Annotated in this window: 24 protein-coding genes; 7 read left to right on the forward strand and 17 right to left on the reverse strand. The window is 59.2% G+C overall.

Features of this window, described 5'->3' with window-relative positions; genetic code table 11:
- Both B9Z45_RS12745 and B9Z45_RS12750 read left to right on the forward strand, forming a co-directional pair.
- Positions 1-708 carry a Crp/Fnr family transcriptional regulator gene (locus B9Z45_RS12745; RefSeq protein WP_108407600.1) on the forward strand — a complete coding sequence of 236 codons (708 nt, stop codon included), beginning with the start codon at positions 1-3 and terminating at the stop codon, positions 706-708.
- A 72-nt stretch (positions 709-780) separates the two neighbouring features.
- Entirely contained in the window at positions 781-1,689 is a 909-nt protein-coding gene (locus tag B9Z45_RS12750) for a pseudouridine synthase (RefSeq protein WP_108407635.1), read from the forward strand.
- 11 nt (positions 1,690-1,700) lie between these two features.
- Here B9Z45_RS12750 and B9Z45_RS12755 read toward each other — a convergent pair whose 3' ends face one another.
- Positions 1,701-2,174, reverse strand: coding sequence for an Lrp/AsnC family transcriptional regulator (locus B9Z45_RS12755; RefSeq protein WP_108407636.1), 474 nt, complete (start codon positions 2,172-2,174; stop codon positions 1,701-1,703).
- A 221-nt stretch (positions 2,175-2,395) separates the two neighbouring features.
- On the opposite strand from B9Z45_RS12755, the gene B9Z45_RS12760 reads away from it, so the two are divergent.
- Both B9Z45_RS12760 and htpG read left to right on the forward strand, forming a co-directional pair.
- Positions 2,396-3,877 (forward strand): sodium:alanine symporter family protein, encoded by a 1,482-nt coding sequence (locus B9Z45_RS12760; RefSeq protein ID WP_108407601.1) that lies wholly within the window; start codon positions 2,396-2,398, stop codon positions 3,875-3,877.
- A gap of 151 nt (positions 3,878-4,028) precedes the next feature.
- Positions 4,029-6,014 carry a molecular chaperone HtpG gene (gene htpG / locus B9Z45_RS12765; protein WP_108407602.1) on the forward strand — a complete coding sequence of 662 codons (1,986 nt, stop codon included), beginning with the start codon at positions 4,029-4,031 and terminating at the stop codon, positions 6,012-6,014.
- A gap of 34 nt (positions 6,015-6,048) precedes the next feature.
- Here the strand turns inward: htpG and B9Z45_RS12770 are convergent, their stop codons facing one another.
- The 3 genes from B9Z45_RS12770 to B9Z45_RS12780 form a co-directional block, all read right to left on the reverse strand.
- Positions 6,049-7,065 (reverse strand): serine/threonine protein kinase, encoded by a 1,017-nt coding sequence (locus B9Z45_RS12770; protein ID WP_108407637.1) that lies wholly within the window; start codon positions 7,063-7,065, stop codon positions 6,049-6,051.
- Positions 7,066-7,130: 65 nt separating this feature from the next.
- Positions 7,131-7,937, reverse strand: coding sequence for a crotonase/enoyl-CoA hydratase family protein (locus B9Z45_RS12775; RefSeq protein WP_233252193.1), 807 nt, complete (start codon positions 7,935-7,937; stop codon positions 7,131-7,133).
- 53 nt (positions 7,938-7,990) lie between these two features.
- Positions 7,991-8,887, reverse strand: coding sequence for a 3-hydroxybutyryl-CoA dehydrogenase (locus B9Z45_RS12780; protein WP_108407638.1), 897 nt, complete (start codon positions 8,885-8,887; stop codon positions 7,991-7,993).
- A 68-nt stretch (positions 8,888-8,955) separates the two neighbouring features.
- On the opposite strand from B9Z45_RS12780, the gene B9Z45_RS12785 reads away from it, so the two are divergent.
- The gene (locus B9Z45_RS12785) at positions 8,956-10,203 is read left to right on the forward strand and encodes a glycosyltransferase (RefSeq protein ID WP_108407604.1); all 1,248 of its coding nucleotides are present in this window, start codon (positions 8,956-8,958) and stop codon (positions 10,201-10,203) included.
- On the opposite strand, the gene B9Z45_RS12790 is transcribed toward B9Z45_RS12785, so the two are convergent.
- Both B9Z45_RS12790 and B9Z45_RS12795 read right to left on the reverse strand, forming a co-directional pair.
- On the reverse strand, positions 10,204-11,010 hold the full coding sequence (locus tag B9Z45_RS12790) for an ABC transporter permease (protein ID WP_108407605.1): 807 nt from the start codon (positions 11,008-11,010) through the stop codon (positions 10,204-10,206).
- 3 nt (positions 11,011-11,013) lie between these two features.
- Positions 11,014-11,943: an ATP-binding cassette domain-containing protein gene (locus tag B9Z45_RS12795; protein WP_108407606.1), complete on the reverse strand. Its 930-nt coding sequence runs from the start codon at positions 11,941-11,943 to the stop codon at positions 11,014-11,016.
- A gap of 127 nt (positions 11,944-12,070) precedes the next feature.
- On the opposite strand from B9Z45_RS12795, the gene asd reads away from it, so the two are divergent.
- The gene (asd, locus tag B9Z45_RS12800) at positions 12,071-12,928 is read left to right on the forward strand and encodes an archaetidylserine decarboxylase (protein ID WP_108407607.1); all 858 of its coding nucleotides are present in this window, start codon (positions 12,071-12,073) and stop codon (positions 12,926-12,928) included.
- Here asd and B9Z45_RS12805 read toward each other — a convergent pair.
- The 10 genes from B9Z45_RS12805 to B9Z45_RS12850 all read right to left on the reverse strand — a co-directional run bounded on the left by B9Z45_RS12805 (position 12,925) and on the right by B9Z45_RS12850 (position 24,596).
- Positions 12,925-14,793, reverse strand: a complete 1,869-nt coding sequence (locus B9Z45_RS12805) for a potassium transporter Kup (RefSeq protein ID WP_199221904.1) — start codon at positions 14,791-14,793, stop codon at positions 12,925-12,927. The genes asd and B9Z45_RS12805 overlap by 4 nt on opposite strands.
- A 112-nt stretch (positions 14,794-14,905) precedes the next feature.
- On the reverse strand, positions 14,906-16,201 hold the full coding sequence (gshA, locus tag B9Z45_RS12810) for a glutamate--cysteine ligase (RefSeq protein WP_108407608.1): 1,296 nt from the start codon (positions 16,199-16,201) through the stop codon (positions 14,906-14,908).
- Between the two features lie 125 nt (positions 16,202-16,326).
- Positions 16,327-17,607, reverse strand: coding sequence for a glutamate-5-semialdehyde dehydrogenase (locus B9Z45_RS12815; protein ID WP_108407609.1), 1,281 nt, complete (start codon positions 17,605-17,607; stop codon positions 16,327-16,329).
- Between the two features lie 30 nt (positions 17,608-17,637).
- Positions 17,638-18,690, reverse strand: a complete 1,053-nt coding sequence (gene holA / locus B9Z45_RS12820) for a DNA polymerase III subunit delta (protein ID WP_108407610.1) — start codon at positions 18,688-18,690, stop codon at positions 17,638-17,640.
- Positions 18,691-18,710: 20 nt separating this feature from the next.
- A complete protein-coding gene (gene lptE, locus B9Z45_RS12825) occupies positions 18,711-19,316 on the reverse strand; it encodes an LPS assembly lipoprotein LptE (RefSeq protein WP_108407611.1) in 606 nt (201 codons plus the stop codon).
- Positions 19,317-19,329: 13 nt separating this feature from the next.
- Positions 19,330-22,026, reverse strand: coding sequence for a leucine--tRNA ligase (gene leuS / locus B9Z45_RS12830; protein ID WP_108407612.1), 2,697 nt, complete (start codon positions 22,024-22,026; stop codon positions 19,330-19,332).
- Positions 22,027-22,084: 58 nt separating this feature from the next.
- Positions 22,085-22,510 carry a biopolymer transporter ExbD gene (locus B9Z45_RS12835; protein ID WP_108407613.1) on the reverse strand — a complete coding sequence of 142 codons (426 nt, stop codon included), beginning with the start codon at positions 22,508-22,510 and terminating at the stop codon, positions 22,085-22,087.
- 3 nt (positions 22,511-22,513) lie between these two features.
- Complete coding sequence (locus B9Z45_RS12840) at positions 22,514-23,158, reverse strand: MotA/TolQ/ExbB proton channel family protein (RefSeq protein WP_108407614.1); 645 nt, start codon at positions 23,156-23,158, stop codon at positions 22,514-22,516.
- 22 nt (positions 23,159-23,180) lie between these two features.
- Positions 23,181-23,996: a 4-hydroxy-tetrahydrodipicolinate reductase gene (dapB, locus tag B9Z45_RS12845; RefSeq protein WP_108407615.1), complete on the reverse strand. Its 816-nt coding sequence runs from the start codon at positions 23,994-23,996 to the stop codon at positions 23,181-23,183.
- A gap of 60 nt (positions 23,997-24,056) precedes the next feature.
- Positions 24,057-24,596 carry an outer membrane protein assembly factor BamE gene (locus tag B9Z45_RS12850; protein ID WP_108407616.1) on the reverse strand — a complete coding sequence of 180 codons (540 nt, stop codon included), beginning with the start codon at positions 24,594-24,596 and terminating at the stop codon, positions 24,057-24,059.
- 85 nt (positions 24,597-24,681) lie between these two features.
- Here B9Z45_RS12850 and fur point away from each other — a divergent pair, with 85 nt between their 5' ends.
- Positions 24,682-25,110, forward strand: coding sequence for a ferric iron uptake transcriptional regulator (gene fur, locus B9Z45_RS12855; protein WP_108407640.1), 429 nt, complete (start codon positions 24,682-24,684; stop codon positions 25,108-25,110).
- A gap of 15 nt (positions 25,111-25,125) precedes the next feature.
- Here fur and hprK read toward each other — a convergent pair whose 3' ends face one another.
- Positions 25,126-26,067 carry an HPr(Ser) kinase/phosphatase gene (gene hprK / locus B9Z45_RS12860; protein ID WP_108407617.1) on the reverse strand — a complete coding sequence of 314 codons (942 nt, stop codon included), beginning with the start codon at positions 26,065-26,067 and terminating at the stop codon, positions 25,126-25,128.
- Positions 26,068-26,072: the final 5 nt, after the last annotated feature.

The raw sequence follows: 26,072 nt of genomic DNA on the forward strand, positions 1-26,072 counted from the left end.
ATGACCACAGAACCCAGTGTTTACCAGCGCCGACGCGCACCGACCGCCACCGAGTTGCAGGAAATCCCCTGGCTGAACTTGTTGAAAGGGGAAGAGCGCGCGCAGGTGGTGCCTCAGCTGGTGGTCAGCGACCCCAGGGTGGGCGACTACGTGTGCCGCGTCGGACGGCCTGTGACTTATTGGTTTGGCGTCATCTCGGGCTTGCTCAAGATGAACAGCGACAGCGAAAGCGGCCAAACCATCACCTTCACGGGCGTGCCTCCGGGCGGCTGGTTTGGCGAGGGCACGGCCCTCAAACGCGAGAATTACCGCTACAACATCCAGGCACTGCGCCCCAGCGTGGTGGCGGGCTTGCCGCTGGAGACCTTTCACTGGCTGATCGACCACTCGCTGGGCTTCAACCGCTTCATCATGCAGCAGCTCAACGAGCGCCTGGGGCAGTTCATTGCAGCCCGCGAAATGGACCGCATGAGCAACCCCGAGCTGCGCCTGGCCCGCCACTTGGCCGCACTGTTCAACCCGGTGCTGTTTTCAGGTGTGGGCGAGGTCTTGCGCATCACCCAGCAAGAGCTGGCGTATCTGGTGGGCCTGTCACGCCAACGCGTGAACGAGGCCTTGCGCGTGCTCGAGACACGCCAACTCATCCGCATCGAATACGGCGGCCTGCGCATTCTGGATCTGCAAGGACTGCGCACCGCACAGTTTTGATCGCTCAAAAAATCGTCAAAAAAGGGGACAATGAGCGTCCTGCCAACCCAGCCTTTTCAAGCTTCACAACCCATGACCCAGCCACCGGCTTTCAAACGTGCCCCCCGCCCCGAAGGCAAAGGTGACACCGCTGCGCCCAGCGGCACCTCGCGACTGAACAAACGCATGGCCGAGCTGCGCATGTGCTCGCGCCGCGAAGCCGATGCCTGGATCGAACAAGGCTGGGTGCAGGTCAATGGCCAACCCGCAAGCATGGGCCAGCAGGTCACGCTGTCTGACCGCATCACCATCGACAAAGCCGCCGAACAACAGCAAGACCGACTGGTCACCATCTTGTTGCACAAGCCCATGGGCTATGTGAGCGGCCAGGCCGAAGACGGTCACCAGCCCGCCATCACCCTGATCAACCCACGCAGCCACTGGGCGGGCGACCCTTCCAAAATGCGCTTCACGCCGCCCCACTTGCGTGGCCTGGCGCCGGCCGGAAGGCTCGACATCGACTCCACGGGCCTGCTGGTGCTGACACAAGACGGCCGTGTGGCGCGTCAGTTGATCGGCGAAGACTCGGAGATGGAAAAAGAGTATCTGGTGCGCGTGGCCTACACCGGCCACGAGAACACAGCCGCCGCATCTGCCGCATCGGCTACCTACGGTGGCCACGCCAACCAGCTGACCGCCATTGGTGACTTCGACCGCGTGAGCGCGAATGTGCAAGCCGTCTTTCCCAAGGCGCTGCTCGAGCGCTTGCGCCACGGCCTGAGCCTGGACGACAAACCCCTCAAGCCCGCCAAGGTCGACTGGCAAAACCCAGAACAACTGCGCTTTGTGCTTACCGAAGGCAAAAAGCGCCAAATCCGTCGCATGTGCGAGCAAGTGGGCCTGAAAGTCGTGGGCCTCAAACGCATCCGCATGGGTGGTGTGCAGTTGGGGCAAATGCCTGCGGGGACCTGGCGTTATCTGGGGCCAAACGAATCCTTCTGACTTTTTGATGCTCAGATCCGAATCGAAGGCGCTACACAACGCTTGATACAACGCAGCCCGAACACCGAACGCATACGCTGCACATGCGGCAAATCGGCCAATTCACGCCGACGTAGTCGCTCATAGTCGCTGCTGTCGTTCACATCCACTTGCAACAGATAGTCGTAATCGGCAGCTACCGTGTGGCATTCCTGAACTTCAGGCAAAGCCGCAACCGCGCGTTCAAACGCCGCCATGGCCGCTTCAGTTTGTCGGTCCAAACTGATTTCAATGTAGACCGTCTGCTGGCCGCCCACCAAGCTTCTGTTGAGTCGGACCGTGTAGCCCTCAATGATCTGACTGCTTTCAAGTCGCTGCACCCGCCGCAGGCAAGCTGCAGGAGATAGACCGACTTCAATGGCAAGTTTGGCATTGCTCATTCGACCATCGGTCTCTAACAAGGTGAGCAACTTGCGATCGATCTTGTCCATTTTTAGTTCAGCCATTTTGATCAATATGTAAATTTAGTTTGTAATTTTCTCACATTAAAGCAACTATATTCAGTCTAACAAGGGTTACCACGTGGCAAATACGCAATCCTATTGACGCTCCATGGTGGGATGATATGTGTTCTTTTTAATTCAAATCTAAAGGGTTACCCATGTCACTACCAAAACCAAAGCTAAAAATAGGACGACCGAGCGCCGCTTGGGGACTGCCTGCCTTCATGGCACTGGCATCAGGGTCCGCCACAGCGCAAAGCCTGGACAAAGCCATCGACAGCTTTTTTTCGTCCGCCTTTGGTTGGTTTGTCAATCTCATTTTTTACTCGGTCCCCGTGGGAGGCACCAGCTTTCCCGTGATTGCCGGCTGGCTGCTGGTGGCAGCATTGATATTTACCCTTTACTTTGGTTTTCCACAGTTCACCCGTTTCAAGTTGGCGATCGATCTGGTGCGTGGCCGTTACACCGACCCTCACAGCCGGGAGCCCGGTGAAACCAGCCACTTTCAGGCCCTGGCCACGGCCTTGTCGGGGACTGTAGGCCTTGGCAACATTGCGGGCGTGGGCGCAGCACTGGCCATTGGCGGGCCGGGCGCCACTTTCTGGATGATTGTGGTGGGCCTGCTAGGTATGGCTTCCAAATTCACCGAATGCACACTGGGCGTCAAGTACCGCACCATTTTGCCCAGCGGCGCGGTGTCGGGCGGTCCCATGTATTACCTGCGCGACGGCCTGGCCGAACGCGGTCTTCCCAATTTGGGCAAAGTACTGGCGGTGATGTTTTCGGTGTTGGTGATTTTGGGTGCCTTGGGCGGCGGCAACATGTTCCAAAGCAACCAAGCCAACGCGATGATTGTGCAGACGTTCAATCTGCCTGGGGGATATGGCTGGGTCGTAGGTCTGACATTTGCGGTGTTTGTGTTCGCCGTCATCATTGGAGGCATGCCTTCGATTGCATCGGTGACTGAGAAGCTGGTTCCGTGGATGGCCTATTTGTACATCGGCATGTCAATGACCGTCATCATTCTCAACATCGATCAATTTCCAGCAGCAATGTCTGCCATCTTTCATGGGGCCTTTAGCGCTGAAGGGGTGGCGGGTGGCTTTCTTGGCGCATTGATTCAAGGCTTGAAGCGCGCGACGTTTTCAAATGAAGCCGGTGTGGGTTCGGCCGCCATTGCGCACAGCACAGTCAAGACCAAAGAGCCGGTCACTGAAGGGCTGGTGTCCTTGCTGGAGCCTTTCATCGACACCGTCATCATCTGCACCATGACGGCGCTGGTCATCACCATCGCGGGCCTGAACACCGGACCATTCCCCACCCCAGGCGGCCTTTCAGGGGTCAACCTCACTGCCGCATCGTTCCAGGCCACTTTTGACTGGTTCCGTTACCCATTGACCATCGCCGTGGTGATGTTTGCTGTCTCCACCATGATCAGCTGGGCGTATTACGGCCTGAAGGGCTGGACCTACCTGTTCGGCGAAGGCAAAACCATCGAGTTGGTCTACAAGCTCATGTTCTGCTTTTTTGTGGTGGTCGGTGCGTCCATCAGCTTTGGTGCAGTGATCGACTTTTCAGACGCGGCCATTTTTGCCATGTCCATCGTCAACATCATTGGCCTGTATTTGCTGGCACCGGTGGTGAAGCTTGAATACCAAAAATTCATGGCCAAAGTCCAGTCTGGTGCGTTCAAGCGCTACCGCTAACGCGTCCCTGGTGGACTGAAGCAACAAAGCCCCAATGGCAAGCCACTGCCATTGGGGCTTTTCAATTGCTCTTGAAATACGGTCAAATGCCATCATTTGAACTTCGTATCGCTTTTAGCGACACCCATCTCCGATTAACCATTTAAATGACATGAGCAAAAAAACACATGCCTTTCAGGCCGAAGTCGCACAACTGCTGCACCTGGTCACGCACTCGCTGTACTCCAACCAGGAAATTTTCCTGCGCGAGCTGATCTCCAACGCTTCGGACGCTTGTGACAAGCTGCGTTTTGAAGCGCTGAACAACGCCGGGCTGTACGAAGACGCCCCTGACTTGCAGGTGAAATTGTCATTCGACAAAACGGCCAAAACCCTGACCATCACCGACAACGGCATCGGCATGACTTCGCAAGAAGCCATCGACCACCTGGGCACGATCGCCAAGAGTGGCACCAAGGACTTCGTCAGCAAGCTGAGCGGTGACCAAAAATCGGATGCGCAACTCATTGGCCAGTTCGGTGTGGGCTTTTATTCGGGCTTCATCGTGGCCGACAAAATCACCGTCGAGACGCGCCGCGCTGGCGCTGAAGCAGCCGAAGGCGTGCGCTGGGTCAGCGGCGGCACAGGCGACTTCGAGGTCGAAACCATTGCCCGCGCCGAACGCGGCACCAGCGTGATCTTGCACCTGCGCGACGAAGCCCTGGAATATGCCAACAGCTGGAAGTTGAAAGAGATCGTTGGCAAATACGCCGACCACATCAGCCTGCCCATCCTGATGGAAAAGGAAGAATGGCAAGACGGCGAGTTGATCGACCCGAACAACGAAGAAGGCGGCCGCCAACCCGGCGCCATGGTCAAAAACGGTGAGTGGGAAACCATCAACAAGGCCAGCGCCTTGTGGACTCGCCCCAAGAAAGACATCAGCGATGAGCAGTACATCGACTTCTACAAACACATCAGCCGCGACTTTGAAGCCCCGCTGACCTGGACCCACAACCGCGTGGAGGGCAGCACCGAGTACACGCAACTGCTGTACATCCCCAGCAAGGCGCCGCAAGACCTGTGGAACCGCGACAAGAAAGCCGGCATCAAGCTGTATGTGAAACGTGTTTTCATCATGGACGATGCAGAGGCTCTGATGCCCAGCTACCTGCGCTTTGTGAAAGGCGTGGTGGACTCTGCCGATCTGCCCCTGAACGTGAGCCGCGAACTGCTGCAAGAAAGCCGCGATGTCAAAGCCATCCGCGAAGGCTGCACCAAGCGGGTGTTGTCCATGCTGGAAGACCTGGCGAAACACGACAAGGCGCCCGAGGCCGCTACCGAAGGGGCTTCCGCTTCTGAAGTCACCGACGTTCCGAGTGACGAAGACAAAGCCAAGCTGGGCCAGTACGCCAAGTTTTACGCCGAGTTCGGTGCGGTGCTCAAGGAAGGTTTGGGTGAAGATTTTGGCAACCGCGAGCGCTTGTCCAAATTGCTGCGCTTTGCATCGTCGAGCAACGACAGCGTGTCTGTGAGTTTTGCGGACTACAAAGCCCGCATGAAGGAAGGCCAGGACGCCATTTACTACATCACCGCCGACACCCTGGCCGCCGCCAAGAACAGCCCGCAACTTGAAGTGTTCAAGAAAAAGGGCATCGAAGTCTTGCTGATGACCGACCGCGTGGACGAGTGGGCCTTGAACTTTGTGCACGATTTCGACGGCACCCCCCTGCAAAGCGTGGCCAAAGGTGCGTTTGACCTGGGCAAGCTGCAAGACGAAGAAGAAAAGAAAGCCGCCGAAGACGCAGCCGAAACCTTCAAACCCGTGCTGACCAAACTGAAAGAAGCCCTGAAAGACAAGGCCGAAGACGTGCGCGTGACCAGCCGTCTGGTGGACAGCCCGGCCTGCCTGGTCGTGACCGACGACGGCATGAGCATGCAACTGGCCCGCATGCTCAAGCAAGCCGGGCAGCAAGCGCCTGAAGTCAAGCCCGTGCTGGAGGTCAACCCTGAGCATGCGCTGGTCAAAAAACTCGACGGCTCGGTGCATTTCCACGACCTGGCCCACATCCTGTTTGACCAGGCCTTGCTGGCCGAAGGTGGCTTGCCCGCCGACCCGGCGGCTTATGTGAAACGGGTGAATGCGCTGCTGAGCTGATGCATGGGCATCAGCCCCGGCAGCTCGCCGGGGCTTAAACGCTGAGCGGCGCTTCCTGCATCTGCTCGACTTGCTCTTGCAGCATCAGCACTTGGCCGCGCCAATAGTCGGGCGTGCCGAACCACGGAAAGTTGATCGGGAAAATCGGGTCTTCCCAGCGCCTGGCCAGCCAGGCGCTGTAGTGGATCAGGCGCAAGGTGCGCAAGGGCTCGATCAGGTTCAGCTCGGCACGGTCAAAGTCACGCACCTGCTCATAACCATCGAGCATGGCCGACAACTGTTGGGTGCGCTGGGGACGGTCGCCCGAGAGCAGCATCCAAAGGTCTTGCACAGCCGGGCCCATACGGGCATCGTCCAGATCGACGAAATGCGGCCCGCCACCGGGCAACTCGGCAGGCGTCCACAAAATGTTGCCGGGGTGGCAGTCACCGTGCAGCCGCAACTGACGACAGCCCGAGGCGTTGGCAAACGCCGCTTCAACCATGGCCACAGCGGGCACCAAGGCATCGCGCCATTCGCGCTCGACTTCCAGCGGAATCATCTGGTGGGTTTGCAGCCATTGGGCAGGCTCCAAGGCAAAGGTCTGCACATCCAGCGTGGGGCGGTGTGCAAAGGGCTTGGCAGCGCCCACGGTGTGGATGCGGGCCAGAAAACGGCCAATCCATTCCAGCACCTCGAAATCGTCAAGCTCTGGCGGGCGGCCACCGCGCAAAGGGCTGACTGAAAAGTCAAAACCCTCTGTCTGGTGCAAGGTGTGCCCATTCAGCACCAGAGGTGCAACCACCGGCACTTCGGCGGCCACAAGTTCGGCGGCAAAGTCGTGTTCTTCCTGGATTTGCGCACGGCTCCAACGGCCAGGGCGGTAAAACTTGAGCACCACCGCCGATGCGCCTTGCACAGGCTCGTCCAGGTGGGCGCGGTAAACGCGGTTTTCGTAAGAGCTGAGCGCCAGCAAGCGGCCATCGGGCCAGAGGCCCAAATCGGTCAATGCGTCCATCACCCGGTCCGGGGTGAGTTCAGCGTAAGGGTGCAAGGCGTTCGGTTCAGTCATGCGCCGATTGTGGCGCACGCACCGATGGCTGCCGCTCGACTTGCCCCAGCAGTTGAGGCATAGATTCAGCGCCCAGTGAAACGGGCTGTGCGCTTTTCCACAAAAGAGCGCACCCCCTCGGCCGCATCGTCACTGCGCGACAAGCGCTGCTGCACGCCCATGAAATCGTGCATGGCGACCACAGGGCCATGCTCAAGCCCTTTGAGCACATTGAGCCGCGTGGCCACCACCGCCAAAGGCGCTTGCGCCGCGATCAGCTCGGCGATGCGCATGGCCTCGCCCAGCAACCCGGCCACAGGCACCACCTTTTGCACAAAGTTGAGGCGCAGGGCCTCGTCGCTGCCGAACACATCGGCGGTGAGCAAATGCAAGAGCGCGTTGCCCATGCCGGCCCGCTCGGCCATGCGCAGCGTGGCACCGCCCGTGGCCATGATGCCGCGTTGTACTTCCAGCTGGGAAAACCGGCAGTCATCGGCCGCCACCACGATGTCGGCTGCCAGCATCAGCTCGATGCCCAGTGTGTAAGTGATACCCTGCACCGCCGCCACCATGGGTTTGGTGCGGCGTCGGTAACCGTCCATGCCCAAGTTCAGCGGATCCACCAGACCCAATGGCACAGCCTTTTCGCCGCGCTGCATGAGTGGCGCGATGGTGGGCAGGTCCAGACCCGCCGTGAAGTGGTCTCCCGCTGCACACAACACGCCCACGCGCAAGTCGGGGTCGTCATCGAGCCGGGTGTAGGCCTCACCCAACTCCTGAAACATCTTGGGCGTGAAGCCGTTGCGTTTGGCGGGGCGGTTGATGCAAATTTGAAGGACTGCACCGTGCACGGTGCAGTCGATCTGGCCTTCAAAGTGGGTCGGTGTGCTCATGCCTTGCATGGTAGGTCGAAGGCCGCCCATGCAAGGTTCACCGAGGTGACAGCTCAGTACTTGTAAACGCCTTGCCCGGTCTTGCGGCCCAGGCGGCCTGCAGCCACCATTTCTTTCAGCAAGGGGCTGGGGCGGTATTTGCTGTCGCCGAACTCCTGCAAAAAGACCTCCATCACGGCCAGGCATACGTCCAGGCCAATCATGTCAGCCAGCGCCAGCGGGCCAATCGGCTGGTTGCAGCCAAGCTTCATGCCGGCGTCGATCGCCTCGGCTTCGGCCAGGCCTTCACCCAGCACAAAGAACGCCTCGTTGATCATGGGCACCAGAATCCGGTTGACGACAAAGCCTGGCGCGTTTTTCACCGTAATCGGTGTCTTGCCCAAGGCCAGCGCCATCTCATGCACGGCATCGTGCGTGGCGTCGCTGGTCTGCAGGCCACGGATGATTTCCACCAGCGCCATCATGGGCACGGGGTTGAAAAAGTGCATGCCGATGAAGCGGTCTGCACGTTGCGTGGCAGCAGCCAGCTGGGTGATGGAGATCGACGAGGTGTTGGAGGCGACGATCACATTCGGGGCCAGCATGCCGTCGAGCTGCTGCAGGATCTTGACTTTGAGCGCCTGGTTTTCGGTCGCGGCCTCGATCACCAACTGGGCGCCCTTGAGGTCGTCGTAGCTGCTCGATCCCTTGATGCGGGCCATCGCAACGGCCTTGTCGACTTCGCTGATTTTTTCCTTCTTGACCAGCCGGTCCAGACTGGCCGATACAGTGGCCACGCCTTTGGCCACGGCCGCATCAGAAATATCAACCATCACGACCTGCATGCCCGACACCGCGCACGCCTGTGCGATGCCATTGCCCATGGTGCCTGCGCCGATGATGCCTACGGTTTGAATGCTCATTGCTGTAATTCCTTGAAAACGAGGGGTATAAATCGGTCTGGCACGCATCTTACCGGTGCCGCAACACAACATCCTGAGTTTTCCATCCTTCTAAAAGGGTGAGCAGGCCAACCACCATGAACATCCTTTTCGTCCATCAGAACTTCCCCGGGCAATTCAAGCACTTGGCACCTGCCCTGGCCCGGCAGGGGCACCGCGTGGTGGCATTGCACATCAACCCAAGCCCCAGTGTGCCGGGCGTAGAACTGGTGCGCTACCACGTCTCGGGGCGATCTGGGCAAGGCATCCAACGCTGGCTGGCTGATCTGGAGGTCAAAATCATCAGGGGCGAAGCCGCTTGGCAAGCCGCCTTGAGGCTTCGCGAACAAAGTTTTATGCCCGATGTCATCGTGGCCCACCCCGGCTGGGGTGAAAGCCTGTTTTTGCAACAGGTCTGGCCTGAGGCGCAGCTGGGCATCTATTGCGAATTTTTCTACCATCTGCAAGGAGTCGACACAGGTTTCGACCAGGAATTCAGCGCATCCGAGGGGGACAAGGCTTGCAGGCTGCAACTGAAGAACGCCAATTACGAACTGCACTTTCCGCGCGCCCAAGCGGGCATTTCCCCCACGCATTGGCAAGCTTCATTGTTTCCCCAGCCCTTTGCCTCGCGTATCACGGTCATCCACGATGGCATCCGCACCGATCAGGTCAGGCCGGATCCGGAGGCACGCATTCATGTACAGACTTCGCAGGGGATGTTGCAGCTTGGCCGTGACGATGAAGTCATCACCTTCATCAACCGGAACCTGGAGCCTTACAGGGGCTACCACCAGTTCATGCGGGCACTGCCCGCTGTCATGAAAGCTCGCCCCAAAGCCCGCATTGTCGTGATCGGCGACCATGAAGTCGGCTATGGCGCTGCACCGCCCCCAGGCGCCGATGGGCACACCCCAACCTGGCGCGATGTTTTTCTGCACGAAGTGAAGGACCAACTTGACCTGTCTCGCTTGCACTTTGTGGGCAAGGTGCCCTATGCCGACTTCTTGCGCGTGCTGCAAGTTTCCACCGTGCACGTGTACCTGACCTACCCCTTTGTGCTGAGCTGGAGCCTGCTTGAAGCCATGAGCGCAGGCTGCGCCATTGTGGCCAGTGATACCGCCCCGGTACACGAAGCCATCCGCCATGGCGAGACGGGCCAGCTGGTGGATTTTTTCAACCCTTCAGCTCTGGCTCAGGCGGTGATTGGCTTGTGCGACAACCCGGCCGAACGGGCACGACTAGGGGCGCAGGCTCGGGCGTTTGCGGTGGAGAACTACGATCTGGAAAAGCACTGTTTGCCCCAACAGATCGAGTGGGTCCACACTCTCTCCCGTCAGACCTGATCAGCTGCGAAACCGCTTTCGCGTCAACGCCAGCGCGATCCAGAACGACACCACGGCGAAAAGCGCCAGCACCAGCACGTGGCGCACAGGCTGGTCGGGCCAACGGTCCAAGAACAGCGGGCGCACCAAATCAACGGCCACCGACAGGGGCAACCAGTCGGCGATCACACGCACAAAGCCGGGCAGCTGCTCACGTGGAAAGAAAATGCCCGACAGGAACATCATCGGCGTGAGGAACAGCGTGAAGTAGTAGGTGAAAAAGTCGTAGCCTTTGGCCAGTGCGTTGAAGATCAGCGCCATGCAACTGAAAGTGATGCCCACGCCCAGCAGCACGGGCCAGGCGACCAGCAGCTTCCAGCTGTGGCTGATGTCCAAGACCAACATGACCACAAGGATGGCCGTCACGGTAAACAGTGCCTTGAAGGCGGCCCACAACATTTCAGCCAGCACCACATCGTCCAGCCGCACCGGGGCGTTCATGATGCCGTCCCAGGTTTTTTGCACGTGCATGCGTGAAAACGCCGAATACAGGGCCTCGAAGGTGGCCGCATTCATGGCACTCATGCAGATGCTGCCGCTGGCCAAAAACAGGATGTAGGGCACTTTTTCGCCCCCCAGCTCGATCTGCCCGACCAGTGAACCCAAGCCGTAGCCAAAGGCCACCAGCCACATGAGCGGCTCGGCGATGTTGCCCACCAGGCTGGGGATGGCCAGCTTTTTCCAGACCAGCCAGTTGCGCTGAAACACAGGCCACCAGCGCATCGACAAACGGGGCGCTGCCCAAATGTTGTTTTGAATCTGACTCATGGCTCAGGCCTCCTCTCGGATCTGGCGTCCGGTCAATTTCAAGAAAAGGTCTTCCAGATTGGACGGCCGGTGCAGGGTACGCAGCGTGGGCCAGGCCTCCAGCGCATGCATCAGGGCCCGACTGTCCTGGGTGTAAAAGAAAACGGTCTCGCCACTGACCTCGACCCGACCTGCAAGGGCCTTCAAGCCAGCCTCTTGCGCCAGCGCCACTGCCCCTTGGCCAAAGACCTCAACCACTTCGGGCTCCAGGTGCTCGGCGATCAAGTCGCGTGGCTTTCCTTCGGCAATCTTGCGTCCTTGGTCCAGCACCAACAGCCGAGAACACAGGCGCTCGGCCTCGTCCATGAAATGGGTGGTCAGCAAGATGGATATGCCCTCTTGCAGCAGCACTTGCAGACGCTCCCACATCAGATGGCGCGCTTGCGGGTCCAGGCCTGTGGTGGGCTCGTCCAGCATCAGCAGTTGGGGGTGGTTGATGAGCGCACGGGCCAGGCTCAGGCGCCGCTTCATGCCGCCCGACAACTCGCCAGGCTTGGATTTGGCCTTGTGGCTGAGCGCCCCGAATTCCAGCAGCTTGGGGATGCGTGCCCGAATGGTGGCATCGGGCAGGCCAAAGTAGCGGCCAAAGACAAGCAGGTTTTCTTCGGCTGTGAAGTCAGGGTCGAGCGTGTCCATTTGCGCCACCACGCCCAAGCGGGCCTTGATGTCCAGGGCATCACGGGGCATTTGCAAGCCCTCGAAATAACGGATCTCGCCCCCATCGGGTTGTGTCAGGCCCAGGCACATGCGCAGCGAGGTGGTTTTGCCCGCGCCGTTGGGGCCAATCACACCCAGGCATTCACCGGGATCAATATGGAAAGACAGGTCGTTGACCACGGTGGCATCGCCATAGCGTTTGACCAGGTGCGCAACCGAAAGCAAAGGGGTATTCATGGATGAATTGTGCCTGTGACACGGCCTACTTTCGGTGGCAGGGGCTGCCTTCGACTGGAAAATGCCCGGTGTATTGCACGCCCGATAAAATCAGGCCTTCTCCTGACCCGCACTTGCGGCATTGCCCATGTCCAGTTCCTTTTCTGACCGACTCGCGGTCTTGCCTCAGTACCTGATGCCCAAACAAGCCCTGACTGCCTTTGCGGGCTGGGTGGCTGGCAGCCAATGGGGCTCGGCAACCACAGGCATCATCGACTGGTTCGTGCAGCGCTACCACGTGAACATGGCCGAAGCCGCCAACCCTGACACGGCCAGCTACAAAAGCTTCAACGAATTTTTTACCCGTTCATTGCGGGCTGATGCCCGCCCTTTGGCAGAAACAGCGTTTGTCAGCCCGGTCGATGGCGCTATCAGCCAGTGCGGCCCGATTGAAGGCGATCAGGTGTTCCAGGCCAAGGGCCACAGTTACAGCACGCGGGCCTTGGTGGGTGGCGACGCGGCACTGGCGGCGCAGTTTCAACATGGTGGATTTGCCACGCTTTACTTGAGCCCACGTGACTACCACCGCATTCACATGCCTTGCGCAGGCCGTTTGACGCGCATGATCCATGTGCCTGGCGAGTTGTTTTCGGTCAACCCGACCACTGCACGTGGCGTACCCGGCCTGTTTGCCCGCAACGAGCGGGTGGTCTGCGTGTTTGAAGGCGAGCACGGCCCCTTTGTGATGGTGCTGGTGGGCGCCACCATTGTGGGCAGCATGGCCACCGTCTGGCATGGCGTGGTCAACCCGCCGCGTCCGGGCACCCTGCGCGAATGGTCCTATCAAATGGACAGCATTTCGCTGGAAAAAGGCGAAGAAATGGGCCGCTTCCTGCTGGGCTCCACGGTGGTGATGCTGTTTCCCAAAGGCGCCGTGCAGTTTGAAAATGACTGGGCACCAAGCCGCCCCATTTGCATGGGTGAGGCAATGGGAACGCGGCCCTAAATTTCGATCTTCGAGCCCAGCTCCACCACGGCATTGGTGGGCAAGTTCAAAAATTCAGCCGCCGCACTGGCGTTGTGGTGCATCTGGGCAAAGAGCTTTTCGCGCCAGGTGGCCATGCCGCCACCAATCGTCGGGATCACGATGTCGCGCGACAGGAAATAGCTGGTCATCATGGGATCGAGCTGGTAGCCCTCGCCCTGAATGGTGGCCAAGGCCGCTGGCAGATCAGGGTTGTCCTTGAAACCATAGTTGACGATGACTTGCCAGCAGTCGTGGCCCAGCGGGGTCACTTCAAGCCGCTGGGCGGCGTCCATGCGTGGAATTTCGTGGCTGCGCACGGTGACAAACAGGTTGTGCAGGTGCAGCACCTTGTTGTGCTTGAGGTTGTGCAACAAGGCGTTGGGCACCGTGCCGGCCTCGGAAGTCAGGAAGACGGCAGTGCCCTCCACCCGGATGGGCGGGGCAATGAAGACCGCGTCCAAAAAATCTGCCAGCTTCAGTGCATCCGATCGCAGCGAATCATTGAGCAAACGGCGGCCATCGTGCCAGGTCAGCATCAGGGTGAACACCGCCGCACCAATGAGCAGCGGAAACCAGCCGCCGTCAAAGAGCTTGAACATGTTGGATGCCCAGAAAGCCAGGTCGACCACAAAGAAGAACCCGGTTGCACCAATGCACAAAGCCAAGGGCAGCTTCCAGGCGTATCGGATCACAAAGAACGTGAGCACGGTGGTGATCAGCATGTCGGTGCAGACCGCAATGCCGTAAGCCGCCGCCAGATTGCTCGATGACTTGAACATGACCACCGCCAGCACAATGGCGACAAACAGTCCCCAGTTCACAAACGGCATGTAGATCTGACCTGTGTCGGTCTCGCTGGTGTGCTGCACCTGAAGGCGTGGCAGATAGCCCAACTGGATCACCTGCTTGGTCACGCTGAATGCGCCCGTGATCAGGGCCTGCGAAGCGATCACCGTGGCCATGGTGGCCAATACCACCAAAGGCACCAAAGCCCAATCGGGCGCCATCATGTAAAAAGGGTTTTTCACGGCCTCGGGATTGGCCAGCAACAGTGCCCCTTGCCCAAAATAGTTCAGGGTCAGACAGGGCATGACCACGCTGAACCAGGCCAGGCGAATCGGCTTCTTGCCAAAGTGGCCCATGTCGGCATAAAGCGCTTCACCGCCCGTGACGCAAAGCACCACGGCGCCCAAAATAATGAATGTCGTGCCCGGCTCGTTCCAAATAAAGCTCAAGGCGTAATGCGGGCTGATGGCGAACAGGATTTCCGGGTGCTGCACGATGTGCGAGATCCCCATCACCGCAATGGTGAAAAACCAGACCAGGGTGACGGGGCCAAAGAATTTGCCAATCCCTGCCGTGCCTCGTTTTTGCACCCAAAACAGCAGAAACAAAATGACCAGCGTGAGCGGTATCACCCCTTTTTTGAAATTGGGTGAAATGATCTCCAGACCTTCCACGGCCGACAGCACGGAAATCGCCGGGGTGATGACGCCATCGCCATAAAACAGGCACGTGCCAAAGATGCCCACCAGCAGCAAGACTTTGCGCAACTGCGGCTTGTCCTTCACCGATTGAGAAGCCAGCGCCAGCATGGCCACCAGCCCCCCCTCCCCGTGGTTGTCGGCTCGGAGCACCAAAACCACGTACTTGACCGACACGATGGTGGTCAGGGTCCAGAAAAATATAGAAAGGATGCCGTAAACGTTTTGATGCGTGAAAGGGACATGACCGGAGCCAAAAACCTCTTTCATTGCGTACAGCACACTGGTGCCGATATCGCCATAAACCACGCCAATGGCGCCCAGGGTCAAGGCGGCGAGTGAAGAACGGTTGGAGGACACAGGCAAGGACCTGACGGGAATCAGGCCGGATGAAACAGAAGTTGGCTATTTTGCGCTCTGTTCCAGCCCCGTGTCACCGTCCTTTTGCCGGTTTTGTTGCAGCGCAGCAACTTTAATCGTAGACCTCGGCCTCAGGGTCAGTGGCTTCCAGCTCATAACTGGCGGCCAACATGGCCAAACGACCAATCACCCCGTACATGTAAAAGCGGTTGGGCACACTGGCACCCGGTTTGACACCTGGCTGAGGCAAATGGGGGGTGTCCGCAAAGGCCAAGGGCACAAAACTGGCCCCTGGCGCGTTCAGGTTCTCATCCACACCACGCTCTGCATGGACACGGTAAAAGCCGCCCACCACATACCGGTCCATCATGTAGACCACAGGTTCAGCCACGGCATCGTTGATGCGCTCATTGGTCAAAACGCCCTCTTGGATGATCACATCGTTGACGGTCTGACCGTCCTTGATGACGTTCATCTTGTTGCGGGTCTTGCGGTTCAGTGCGTCCAGGTCGGACACATCGCGCACCGTCATGATGCCCATGCCGTAGGTGCCGTTGTCGGCCTTGACGACGACAAATGGCTTTTCGTTGATGCCGTATTCCTTGTATTTGCGCTTGATCTTGGTCAACAACGCATCCACATTGCTGCGCAAGCACTCCATGCCGGTCCCTTCGGCAAAGTTCACATCACCGCATTGGCTGAACATCGGATTGATCAGCCAGGGGTCAATGCCCAGGAGCTTGCCAAAACGCTTGGCAACTTCTTCATAGCTTTGAAAGTGTTTGGTCTTGCGACGAACACTCCAGCCCGCATGCAGTGGGGGCAACAAGAACTGCTCGTGCAGTTCTTCCAGAATGCCCGGCGCACCTGCCGACAGGTCGTTGTTGAGCAAGATGGTGCAAGGGTCGAAGTCTTTCAGGCCGACACGGTGCTTGCTGCGCACCACGGGCTCCAGGGTGATGCTTTCGCCATTGGGCAAATCAATGGTGGTGACGTCCTTGATCTCCGGGTTGATCGAACCCAAGCGCACATTCAGTCCCGCCATGTGGAAAATGCGCTGCAACTGCAGCACGTTGGCCAAATAGAAGGTGTTGCGGGTGTGGTTTTCGGGAATGATCAGCAGGTTTTTGGCCTCAGGACAGATCTTCTCGATGGCAGCCTGTGCCGCCTGCACCGCCAAAGGCAGCATTTCAGGTGTCAGGTTGTTCCAGCCCCCAGGGTACAGGTTGGTGTCCACCGGGGCCAGCTTGAAGCCCGCGTTGCGGATATCAACCGATGTGTAGAAAGGGGGCGTGTGCTCCATCCACTCCAGGCGGAACCAGCGCTCAATCGCAGGCATGGAGTCGAGGATGCGCTGCTCCAGCTCATTGATGGGGCCGGTCAGGGCAGTGACAAGATGGGGAACCATGGGCGACCTTTAAGGGGCTGAAGGGGCAATAACGAAGAAGTCATATGGGGACTGTCTGCGCCTTTGCAAGCACAGACCGGACAATAGCGAAGGACATGTGGGCGGCGCCTCAGAAGGCAAGGCGGTCAACTGCGCACTTCGCCTTCACCCAGCACCACGTATTTGAGGGAAGTCAGCCCCTCAATGCCCACCGGGCCACGGGCATGGAATTTATCAGTCGAAATGCCGATTTCGGCGCCCAGTCCGTATTCAAAACCATCGGCAAATCGGGTGCTCGCGTTCACCATCACACTGGACGAGTCCACCTCGCGCAAGAAACGCTGGGCGTGCATGTGGTCACGGGTCAGGATGGCTTCGGTGTGGTGGCTGCCGTAATGGTTGATGTGGGCGATCGCCTCATCTAACCCCTCAACCACCTTGATGCTGATGATCGGGGCCAGGTATTCCTCGAACCAGTCCTGGTCGGTGGCGTCTTTCAGGTTGGCCCCTGTGACTTGGCTCAGGATGGCCTTGGCTTTGGGGCAGCAACGCATCTCCACGCCCTTGGCCGCGTAAATGGCGCCGATTTTGGGCAGGAATTCGGCCGCCACACCGCGCGCGACCAGCAGACTTTCGCTGGCATTGCAGGGGCTGTATTTATGAGTTTTGGCGTTGTCCGCCACCTTCACGGCCATGTCGATGTCACAGGGATCGTCCACATAGGTGTGGCAGTTGCCGTCCAGGTGCTTGATGACGGGCACCTTGGCCTCGGCGCTGATGCGCTCGATCAGGCCCTTGCCGCCACGCGGAATGACCACATCCACATATTGCGGCATGGTGATGAGCTGCCCCACTGCGGCTCGGTCTGTGGTCTGCACCAATTGCACAGCATCGGTGGGCAAGCCACTGTCGGCCAGCGCCCGCTGAACCATCTGCGTCAAAGCCTTGTTCGACTCAATGGCTTCAGAGCCCCCGCGCAAGATACAGGCGTTGCCGCTCTTGATCGACAGGCTGGCTGCCTCGATGGTCACGTTGGGACGGCTCTCGAAAATCATGCCGAACACGCCAATGGGCACCCGCATCTGACCGACCCGTATGCCGCTTTGGACTTGTTTCATGCCCGTGATCTCGCCAATCACATCGGGCATGGCGGCCAATTGCTCGCAGCCCTGGGCGCAGGTCTCCAGCACCTGGGGTGTGAGTTTCAGGCGGTCCACCATGGGTTCGGCCAGACCGGCGGCGCGGGCACGCTCCAGGTCTTTCGTGTTGTCCAGCTGCAAAGCGTCGGCGTTCTCACGCAGCAAGGTCGCCAGATGGCGCAGCGCCTTGTTTTTGGTGGCGGCCGATGCCTTGGCCATCAGGGCGGAGGCTTTTTTGGCCTGCTGCCCAAGGGTCAGGACGTGTTCGACAGTGTTCAATTCAGTCATGTGGGCATTTTCGCAGATGTGCGATGCCCTTCAGCGCACGATGCAAAACCGCGACAACCGCACAGCCAAACGCTGCAAGGCCTGCCAGCCATCCGTGGGCCAGTCAGGCACTTTGAGGCCTTTGACGATGCCGTCCACCTGGTGCGCCGCTTGCAGCAAGCCATTCAGACGGGCTTCGGTCATGCGGGGCAACACGCGCTCAAACAGGCGTTCTCGCGGCCCCCACACGCGCTGCTCACGCAGGGCCATGGGCATGGGTTTGCCGCTGGCAATGGCATCTTTCACACGTTTCAAGGCGCGGATGTCTTCGGCCAGCGTGTAATGCACCAGCACCGCGGCCTCGCCTTCGGCCTGCAGGCCGTCCAGCATGCGCTGCACACGGGCCACCTGGCCCGACAGCACAGCCTCAGACAGCTTGAACACGTCGTAACGGGCCACATTGACCACGGCAGATTCGACCTGCGCCTGGCTGAGTTCGCCGGGTGGGTGAAGCAAACCGAGCTTTTGAATTTCCTGGTGCGCAGCCAGCAGGTTGCCCTCGACACGGTCGGCAAAAAACTGCAAGGTGCGCTGACCTTCTTCGCCGGCCACCACACGCTGGCCTTGCTGCTGCAGGCGCTGTGCGATCCACTGGGGCAAGGCATTCCTGTCCACCGGATCGACCTGGATCGACACGCCACCGTTTTCCAAGGCGCCAAACCAGGCCCCTTTTCGGGTGGCAGCGTCCAGACGCGGCAATAAAAACAAGGTCAGCGTGCTGTCGTTGCCTTGGGCAGACGCGGCCAATTGCTGAATGGCGGTGCTGCCCTCTTTGCCTGGCTTGCCCGAGGGCACACGCACTTCCACAATTTGCCTGTCGGCAAACAAGCTGAGTGAGCCGGCCGCGGCCTGCACTTCGCTCCAGTCAAAATGCGCACCCGAGACGGTGTGCACGCTGCGTTCGGTATAGCCCTGTGCCCGAGCACTGGCTCGAATCGCATCGGCCGCCTCTTGGATCAACAAAGCCTCATCGCCATGCAAAACATACAGGCTGCGCAAGCCCTTTTGGAGGTGTGCTGGCAACTGAGAAAGGGCTAATTGCATGAGCGCTCAAGAAAAAAGCATCAAGGCTTGGCTGCCGGTTTAGGCAAGGTGTCGGGCGCTGCAGGCTGTATCGCTGCAGCAGGCGCAGTCGTCTGCGGAGGTGGGACCACGCTGAGCGGCTTGACCGCAGACAAGCGTCGCATGATCTGCTGCACGATGTCGGTCTGCATGTCGCGGTACAAAATAGCTTGTTCGATTTCCTTGGACAGCGCAGCGGTCTCCGTGAAGCTCAAATCGCGCTGTTGAAACAACTCTACCGGCTCGATCAACTCCATGCCTTGCGGGGTACGCAGGCGAAACCGCACACGCAGGCGCAACTGCAACTCCCGCACCTGACCTGTCGCGCTCACGCCCACCGCGACCTGTTGACGCTCTTCGCTGAGGATATCGAGGATCGCATCGGCCTTGAGCATCAACTTCGCCTCGGTCCACAGGTCAATGCGGCCCGTGCCCAGCAAATTACGCCGCAGCTCCACACCCAAAGGCGATGTGGTGGAAAAATTGGCGTAAAGGGTTTTGAAAGCAAAGTCATTGGTTTGTCGCAGCTGGAACCCGCAGCCCGCCAGCCAGGCGGGCAACATGCCCACACCCAGCGAGGTCAAAAAAAGTCGGCGAGATGGCTCCATCGGGGCCGCGCTCTCAAACGACCACGTTGACCAAACGGCCGGGCACCACGATGACCTTTTTCGGCGAAGCCCCTGCGGCCTGCTTGATAAAAGCTTCACTGGCCAAGGCCATCTGCTCGATCTGCGCTTTGTCGGCCGTGGCTGGCACCAGGATGGCGCCACGCAATTTGCCATTGATCTGCAGCATCAGTTCGATCTGGTCACGCACCAGCGCAGACTCGTCCACTTCAGGCCAGGGTGCATCGAGCAACTCCCCCACGGCCTTGGCAAATCCGAGTTCTTTCCACACTTCATCGGTAATGTGAGGGCAAGCGGGGTAGAGCATTCGCATCAACAACGAAACGCCTTCGCACAAGGCAGCGGTGTCGCCATCGCTGAAATGACCGTCAGCCGGCTTGAAATCCTCCAGGGCATTGAGCAACTTCATGCAACCCGACACCACGGTGTTGTATTGCATGCGCTCGTAGTCGTACCCCACTTGCTTGAGCACCAGGTGCACCTCGCGGCGCAAGGCCTTGGCCGAGTCACTCAGGCTGGCCTGGCTCAGGTCCTTGGCGGTGGCCGAGCGCAGCAGTTCGTGGTGCTTGAAGGCAAAGTTCCAAACCCGGCGCAAGAAGCGGTAGCTGCCCTCCACGGCCGAGTCGTTCCACTCCAGCGTCACCTCGGGGGGCGCGGTGAACATGGTGTAGAGGCGGGCGGTATCGGCGCCGTATTTTTCGATCAGGTCTTGCGGGTCGACACCATTGTTCTTGGACTTGGACATGGTGCCCACGCCCTCGTAGTCGATGGCGGTGCCCACGGGCAACTTGCCGTCGCTGCTGTCTGCTTCGTTTTTGAGTTTGGCGCCGATGACCTTGCCGGTGTCGTCGAGCACGTGCTCGACATCGTGCGGCCAGAAATAATCCTTGCCCCCCTTGGTGGTGCGACGGGAGTAAATGTGGTTCAGCACCATGCCCTGCGTGAGCAGTTTGCTGAAAGGCTCATCGACCTTGACCAGACCCAGATCGCGCATGACTTTGGTCCAGAAACGGGCGTACAACAGGTGCAGGATGGCGTGCTCGATGCCGCCGATGTACTGGTCCATCGGCATCCAGTAATCGGCACCTTCTGCGACCATGGCCTCTTGGTTCTTGGGGTCGCAATAACGCATGTAATACCAAGACGAGTCCACAAAGGTGTCCATGGTGTCTGTCTCGCGGCGGGCAGGTTGGCCGCACACAGGGCAGGTGACACCCGCATGGAAGCCTTCATGCTTGATCAGCGGATTGCCCGAGCCATCGGGGATGCAGTCTTGCGGCAAGACCACAGGCAGGTCTTTTTCGGGCACGGGCACGGCGCCGTGCTCGGCACAATGAATGATCGGAATCGGCGTGCCCCAATAGCGTTGACGGCTCACACCCCAATCGCGCAAACGCCAGGTGGTCTTTTTCTCGCCAAGGCCTTTGGCCGCGAGCAGCTCAGCAACTTTGTTACCCGCTGCTTTTTGGTTCAGGCCATCCAGTTCGCCGGAGTTGACGTTCACGCAGTTTTGCTTGTCGCCATACCACTCTTGCCACACGGTGGCATCAAACGCCTGCCCCTTGACGGACACCACCTGCCGGATCGGCAGCGCGTATTTCAAAGCGAACGCAAAGTCGCGCTCATCGTGCGCGGGCACGCCCATCACAGCACCATCGCCGTAACTCATCAACACATAGTTGCCCACCCACACCTCGATCTGCGCGCCCGTGAGCGGGTGCGTGACAAACAGACCCGTGGCCATGCCTTTTTTCTCTTGCGTGGCCAATTCGGCCTCGGTGGTGCCGCCCGATTGGCACTCTTCGAGGAAAGCAGCCAGCGCAGGGTTGCTGGCGGCGGCGTGCGCGCTGAGCGGGTGCTCGGCAGCCACTGCGCAAAACGTCACGCCCATGATGGTGTCTGCACGGGTGGTGAAGACATACATCTTGCCGTCACCGATCAGTGCGCCATCTGCGCCCTGGATCGAATGCGCAAACGCAAAGCGCACGCCTTCGGACTTGCCGATCCAGTTTTCCTGCATCAGGCGCACCTTGTCAGGCCAGCCGTTCAGCGTGGCCTTGTCGTTGCCGATCTGAACATGGTCGAGCAACTCTTGCGCGTACGCAGTGATGTTCAGGTAATAACCAGGAATTTCGCGTTTTTCAACCGGTGCGCCCGTGCGCCAGCCTTTGCCGTCAATCACCTGTTCGTTGGCCAGCACGGTCTGGTCCACCGGGTCCCAGTTCACGACCTGGGTCTTGCGGTAGGCAGTCCCCTTTTCGAGCATCTTGAGGAACAACCACTGGTTCCACTTGTAATACGTCGGGTCGCAGGTGGCGACTTCACGCGACCAGTCGATGGCCAAACCCATCGCCTGCATCTGCTTTTTCATGTAGGCAATGTTTTCGTAAGTCCACTTCGCAGGCGGGACGCCGTTTTTCAGGGCGGCATTTTCTGCAGGCAGGCCAAAAGCATCCCACCCCATGGGCATCAGGACATTGAAGCCCTTCATGCGCAGGCTGCGGGTCAGCATGTCGTTGATGGTGTAGTTGCGCACGTGGCCCATGTGCAGCTTGCCGCTGGGGTAGGGCAACATGGAGCAGGCGTAGAACTTCTTTTTGTTGGCGTCTTCGGTCACGCGGTAGGCATCACGGCCCGTCCAGCGTGCCTGCGCTGCGGGTTCGACTTCGAGGTGGTTGTACTTGTCTTGCATAGGGCTAAATTGTAGGGGTTAGGGTGAGATGGCCCGCCCGCTGACACGCACAACAGCGTCAGGGCTTGCGGGCTTGGGTCTGCGCCACAAAACCGATGCGCGACAGCCCGGCTTTTTGGGCCAGCCCCATGGCCTCTACCACCCGGCCGTAGGGTACAGACTGGTCTGCACGCAATTCCAGTTCGGTGTTCGGGTTGCGCTGGGCAGCGGCAGACAAGCGCTGGCGCAGTGCCTCCGGAGAAATGGGCTGGTCGTTCAGGTACAAGGCGCCTTGGGCGTCCACCACCAAGGACACGGCCTGAGGGGCTGCGCCAGCTTCCCCCCCTTCGCTTTGGGGCAAGTCCAGCCGTATCGCGCTGGTCATGAAAGGGGCCGTCAGGATAAAAATGACCAACAGCACCAGCATCACGTCCACCATGGGGGTGACATTGATCTCGCTCATGGGCGCATCCGGTTTCGAGGATTCCATGCGACCAAAGGCCATGACTCAGTCCCGCGAATCGGCCAGGAGGCCACGCAGATCATGGGCAAAGCCCTCGAGATCGGCCTCAATCTGATTGACTTTGCGACCCAGAATGTTGTAGCCCAGCACCGCCGGAATGGCCACCGCGAGGCCGGCAGCGGTCATGATCAGGGCCTCGCCCACGGGACCTGCCACCTTGTCGATGGTCAACTGCCCGGCTTCGGCCATGCCTGTCAATGCGTTGAAAATGCCCCAAACCGTGCCCAAAAGACCCAAAAAAGGCGAGATGGACCCGGCGGTTGCCAACCACACCTGGCCCCATTGCAAGCGCTGAACCACAGCTTGCAGTGCATCGCGCAACACCCGAGTCAATTGTTGGTGGCGGTCTCCGGCACAAGCCAGTGAGCCCCCCACCGGAAGCAAGGTGGCTTCGAGCAAAGGTGCCATGCAGGCATCGCGGTCAAACTGGGCCACGCGTTGCTGGGCTTCATGCAAAGCCGGCGCCTGCCAAAAAGCGGCAATGCTGCGACGCACATCCACACCGGCTCGGGCCAGCAAACGCCATTTCCAGACCATCACCACCCAACTGCCGACCGACAATGCCAGCAGAGCCAGCGCCAGCAGTCGGCTGACGAGGTCGCTGTGCAGCAAAAATTCGTTGAGACTCATGAAGGCAATGGGCTGCGAGAACTCAGCGCAAGCTCAACACGTCAAACATGTCAAACAGGCCGTGCTGCTGTGTGGCCAGATAGCGCGCGGCACGGAGGCTGCCTTGTGCATAGGTGGATCGGCTGGAGGATTTATGGGTCACTTCGATGCGTTCGCCAATGCCAGCGAAAAGCACAGTGTGGTCGCCCACGATGTCACCGCCCCGGATGGTGGCAAATCCGATACTTGATGGATCGCGCTCGCCTGTATGGCCGTAACGCTCGTACACCGCGCAATCTTTCAGGTCTCTGCCCATGGCCTCAGCGATCACTTCGCCCATTTTGAGCGCGGTGCCCGATGGTGCATCCACCTTGTGGCGATGGTGAGCTTCAATGATCTCGATGTCGTAGCCGGTCGACATGGCTTGCGCAGCCATTTGCAGCAGCTTGAGGGTGACGTTGACGCCCACACTCATGTTGGGGGCCATCACGATGGCGATGTCCTTGGCAATTTCAGTGATTTCCACTTTTTGCGCATCGGTGAAACCGGTCGTGCCAATCACGGCCTTGACGCCCAGTTCACGGCAAACCTTGAGGTGGGCCAGGGTGCCTTCAGGGCGTGTGAAATCAATCAGGCAAGCGGCGTTTTTCAAGCCTGCATGCAGGTCGGACGTCACCAAAATACCGCTGGCTTTGCCCAAAGGGGCTGCAGCATCGTGACCTTGCGCTGGGCTGGCAGCCATGTCCAAAGCACCGGCAAGGCGGCAATCTTGCGAGCCCATGATGGCCTCGATGAGCATGTGCCCCATGCGGCCAGAAGCCCCTGCAACAGTGATCGGCAAATCGGTCAATTGGGTCATGTGATTTCTAGAATGAAAAATGATCACGCCCTCGGGCATCCGGCCCGAGCTGGGCACCCATTAACGGGGTGTTGGCTCCAAAGGGGGATAAGTGGCGGGGAGCGCTGCAGCGCGTCCGGCATCGCTTGGTGCTTTTTTCACAGGAAACTTGTTCAAGTCTTCTTCACTCGCCTGCAGGCTGGGAACGCTGGCAGCCTTGCGTTGAACAACCAAGCGTTCAATAAACTCGGACTCGCTGGGCAATTCGCCGCCTTCTATCGAAGTGAGCACATCGCCCTTGAAGTAGACGGTGAGTTGAAAGCTTTGGGCTGGCACACCTTGGCGGCGGATGCTGAAGGCATAGTCCCAGCGGTCAGCGTGAAACAGGCTGGTCACCAGGGGCGTGCCCAGAATGTCACGCACCTGCGCACGGGCCATGCCCGGACTGAGCGCCAGACGCTGCTCCTTGGAGACAAAGTTGCCTTGCACCACCTCCGGCACATAAGGCTTGAAGGTGTCACCGCCAAAGCTGCCCAAGCTGCCACAGCCGGCCAAACTGGAACACACAAGGAGCATGGCCAGGCGGGCGCCTGTCACAGGGAAAGTCAGGGTTGCTGTCATGGTTGAGGGCGGGCCGATATGATCAACTCATTGTAGCGGCAGCTTAATGCCCGGCCCGGTTTCGCACACCCAAACACCTTTGACCATGACCCAAATCCACGAATTGAAAAGCAATGGGCTGAAAGCCACGCTACCCCGCTTGACTATTCTGGAAGTGTTTCAAAGCGGTGCCCAACGCCACATGACCGCTGAAGATGTGTTCCGTCAACTTCTGCTCGAACACAAGGACATTGGCCTGGCCACGGTGTATCGGGTCCTGACCCAGTTTGAACAAGCCGGAATTTTGAGCCGCAACCACTTTGAAAGCGGCAAAGCGGTCTACGAACTCAATGAAGGCCAGCACCATGACCACATGGTTTGCCTGGACTGCGGTCGGGTCGAGGAGTTTTATGACCCGGAAATCGAGTCAAGACAGCAAGCTGTGGCCGAGGCCAAGGGGTTTGTGATCGCCGATCACGCCTTGAGTCTCTATGCCCATTGCACACAAAGCCCTTGCCCTCACCGCCCGCGCTGAGCCGACAAGAGGCGCTTATTCCATGGCGCGGCGCTGCCGGTCGATGAAATCCTGGTAGGTGTCAATGCCACGCATCTGCAAAATGGTGTTGCGCACAGCTGCCTCCACCAACACGGCAATGTTGCGTCCCGCCACCACTTGAATCACCACTTTGCGCACCGGAATGCCAAGTATGTCTTGCACCAGTGGCTCAGACGGCAAGCGCTCGTAATCACGCTCCAGGGTTTCGCGTCGCACCAGGTGAACAATCAGCTTCAGTCGCATTTTGCGACGCACAGCGGTTTCGCCAAAAATGGCCCGGATATCCAGCAAGCCGATACCTCGGACTTCAAGCAAGTTTTGCAGCAAGTCGGGGCAGCGCGCCTCAATGGTGGTCTGGTTGATGCGGTACAGATCGACGGCATCGTCGGCCACCAGGCCGTTACCGCGAGAAATCAACTCCAGGCCCAATTCGCTCTTGCCCAGGCCCGATTCGCCCGTGATCAGCACGCCCATGCCCAAAATATCCATGAACACACCGTGCATGGTGATGCGGTCGGCAAAGTGCTTGGACAAATAGGCCCGCAGCACATCAATTACAAAGGCCGATGACTGGTCCGTGGAAAACATCGGAATCTGAGCGCGCTCACACATCGACAACAAGGCATCCGGCGCGACCTGGCCATCGGCCAAAATCAGGACAGGTGGCTCCAGAGTGACAATCCGCGAAATTCTGCGCGCGCAGTCTTCGGGGGTTGCGTTGGTCAGATAGGCGACTTCACGTGGGCCCAATATCTGGACCCGGTAGGGGTGAATGTAATTGAGGTAGCCGACCAAATCCGCACCAGAGCGGGCCTCGCGGACGGCCACTTCGTCAAACCGTCTCTCCGAAGCGCCCAGGCCGGCAACCCATTGCCACTTCAGCTTGCTGCGATGGTCCTCAAACAGGACGTCAGCGCTGATCACGGAGGGTTTCATGGCAA

Source organism: Limnohabitans sp. 2KL-17 (assembly GCF_003063415.1).
In the GTDB taxonomy this organism is placed as follows: domain Bacteria; phylum Pseudomonadota; class Gammaproteobacteria; order Burkholderiales; family Burkholderiaceae_C; genus Limnohabitans_A.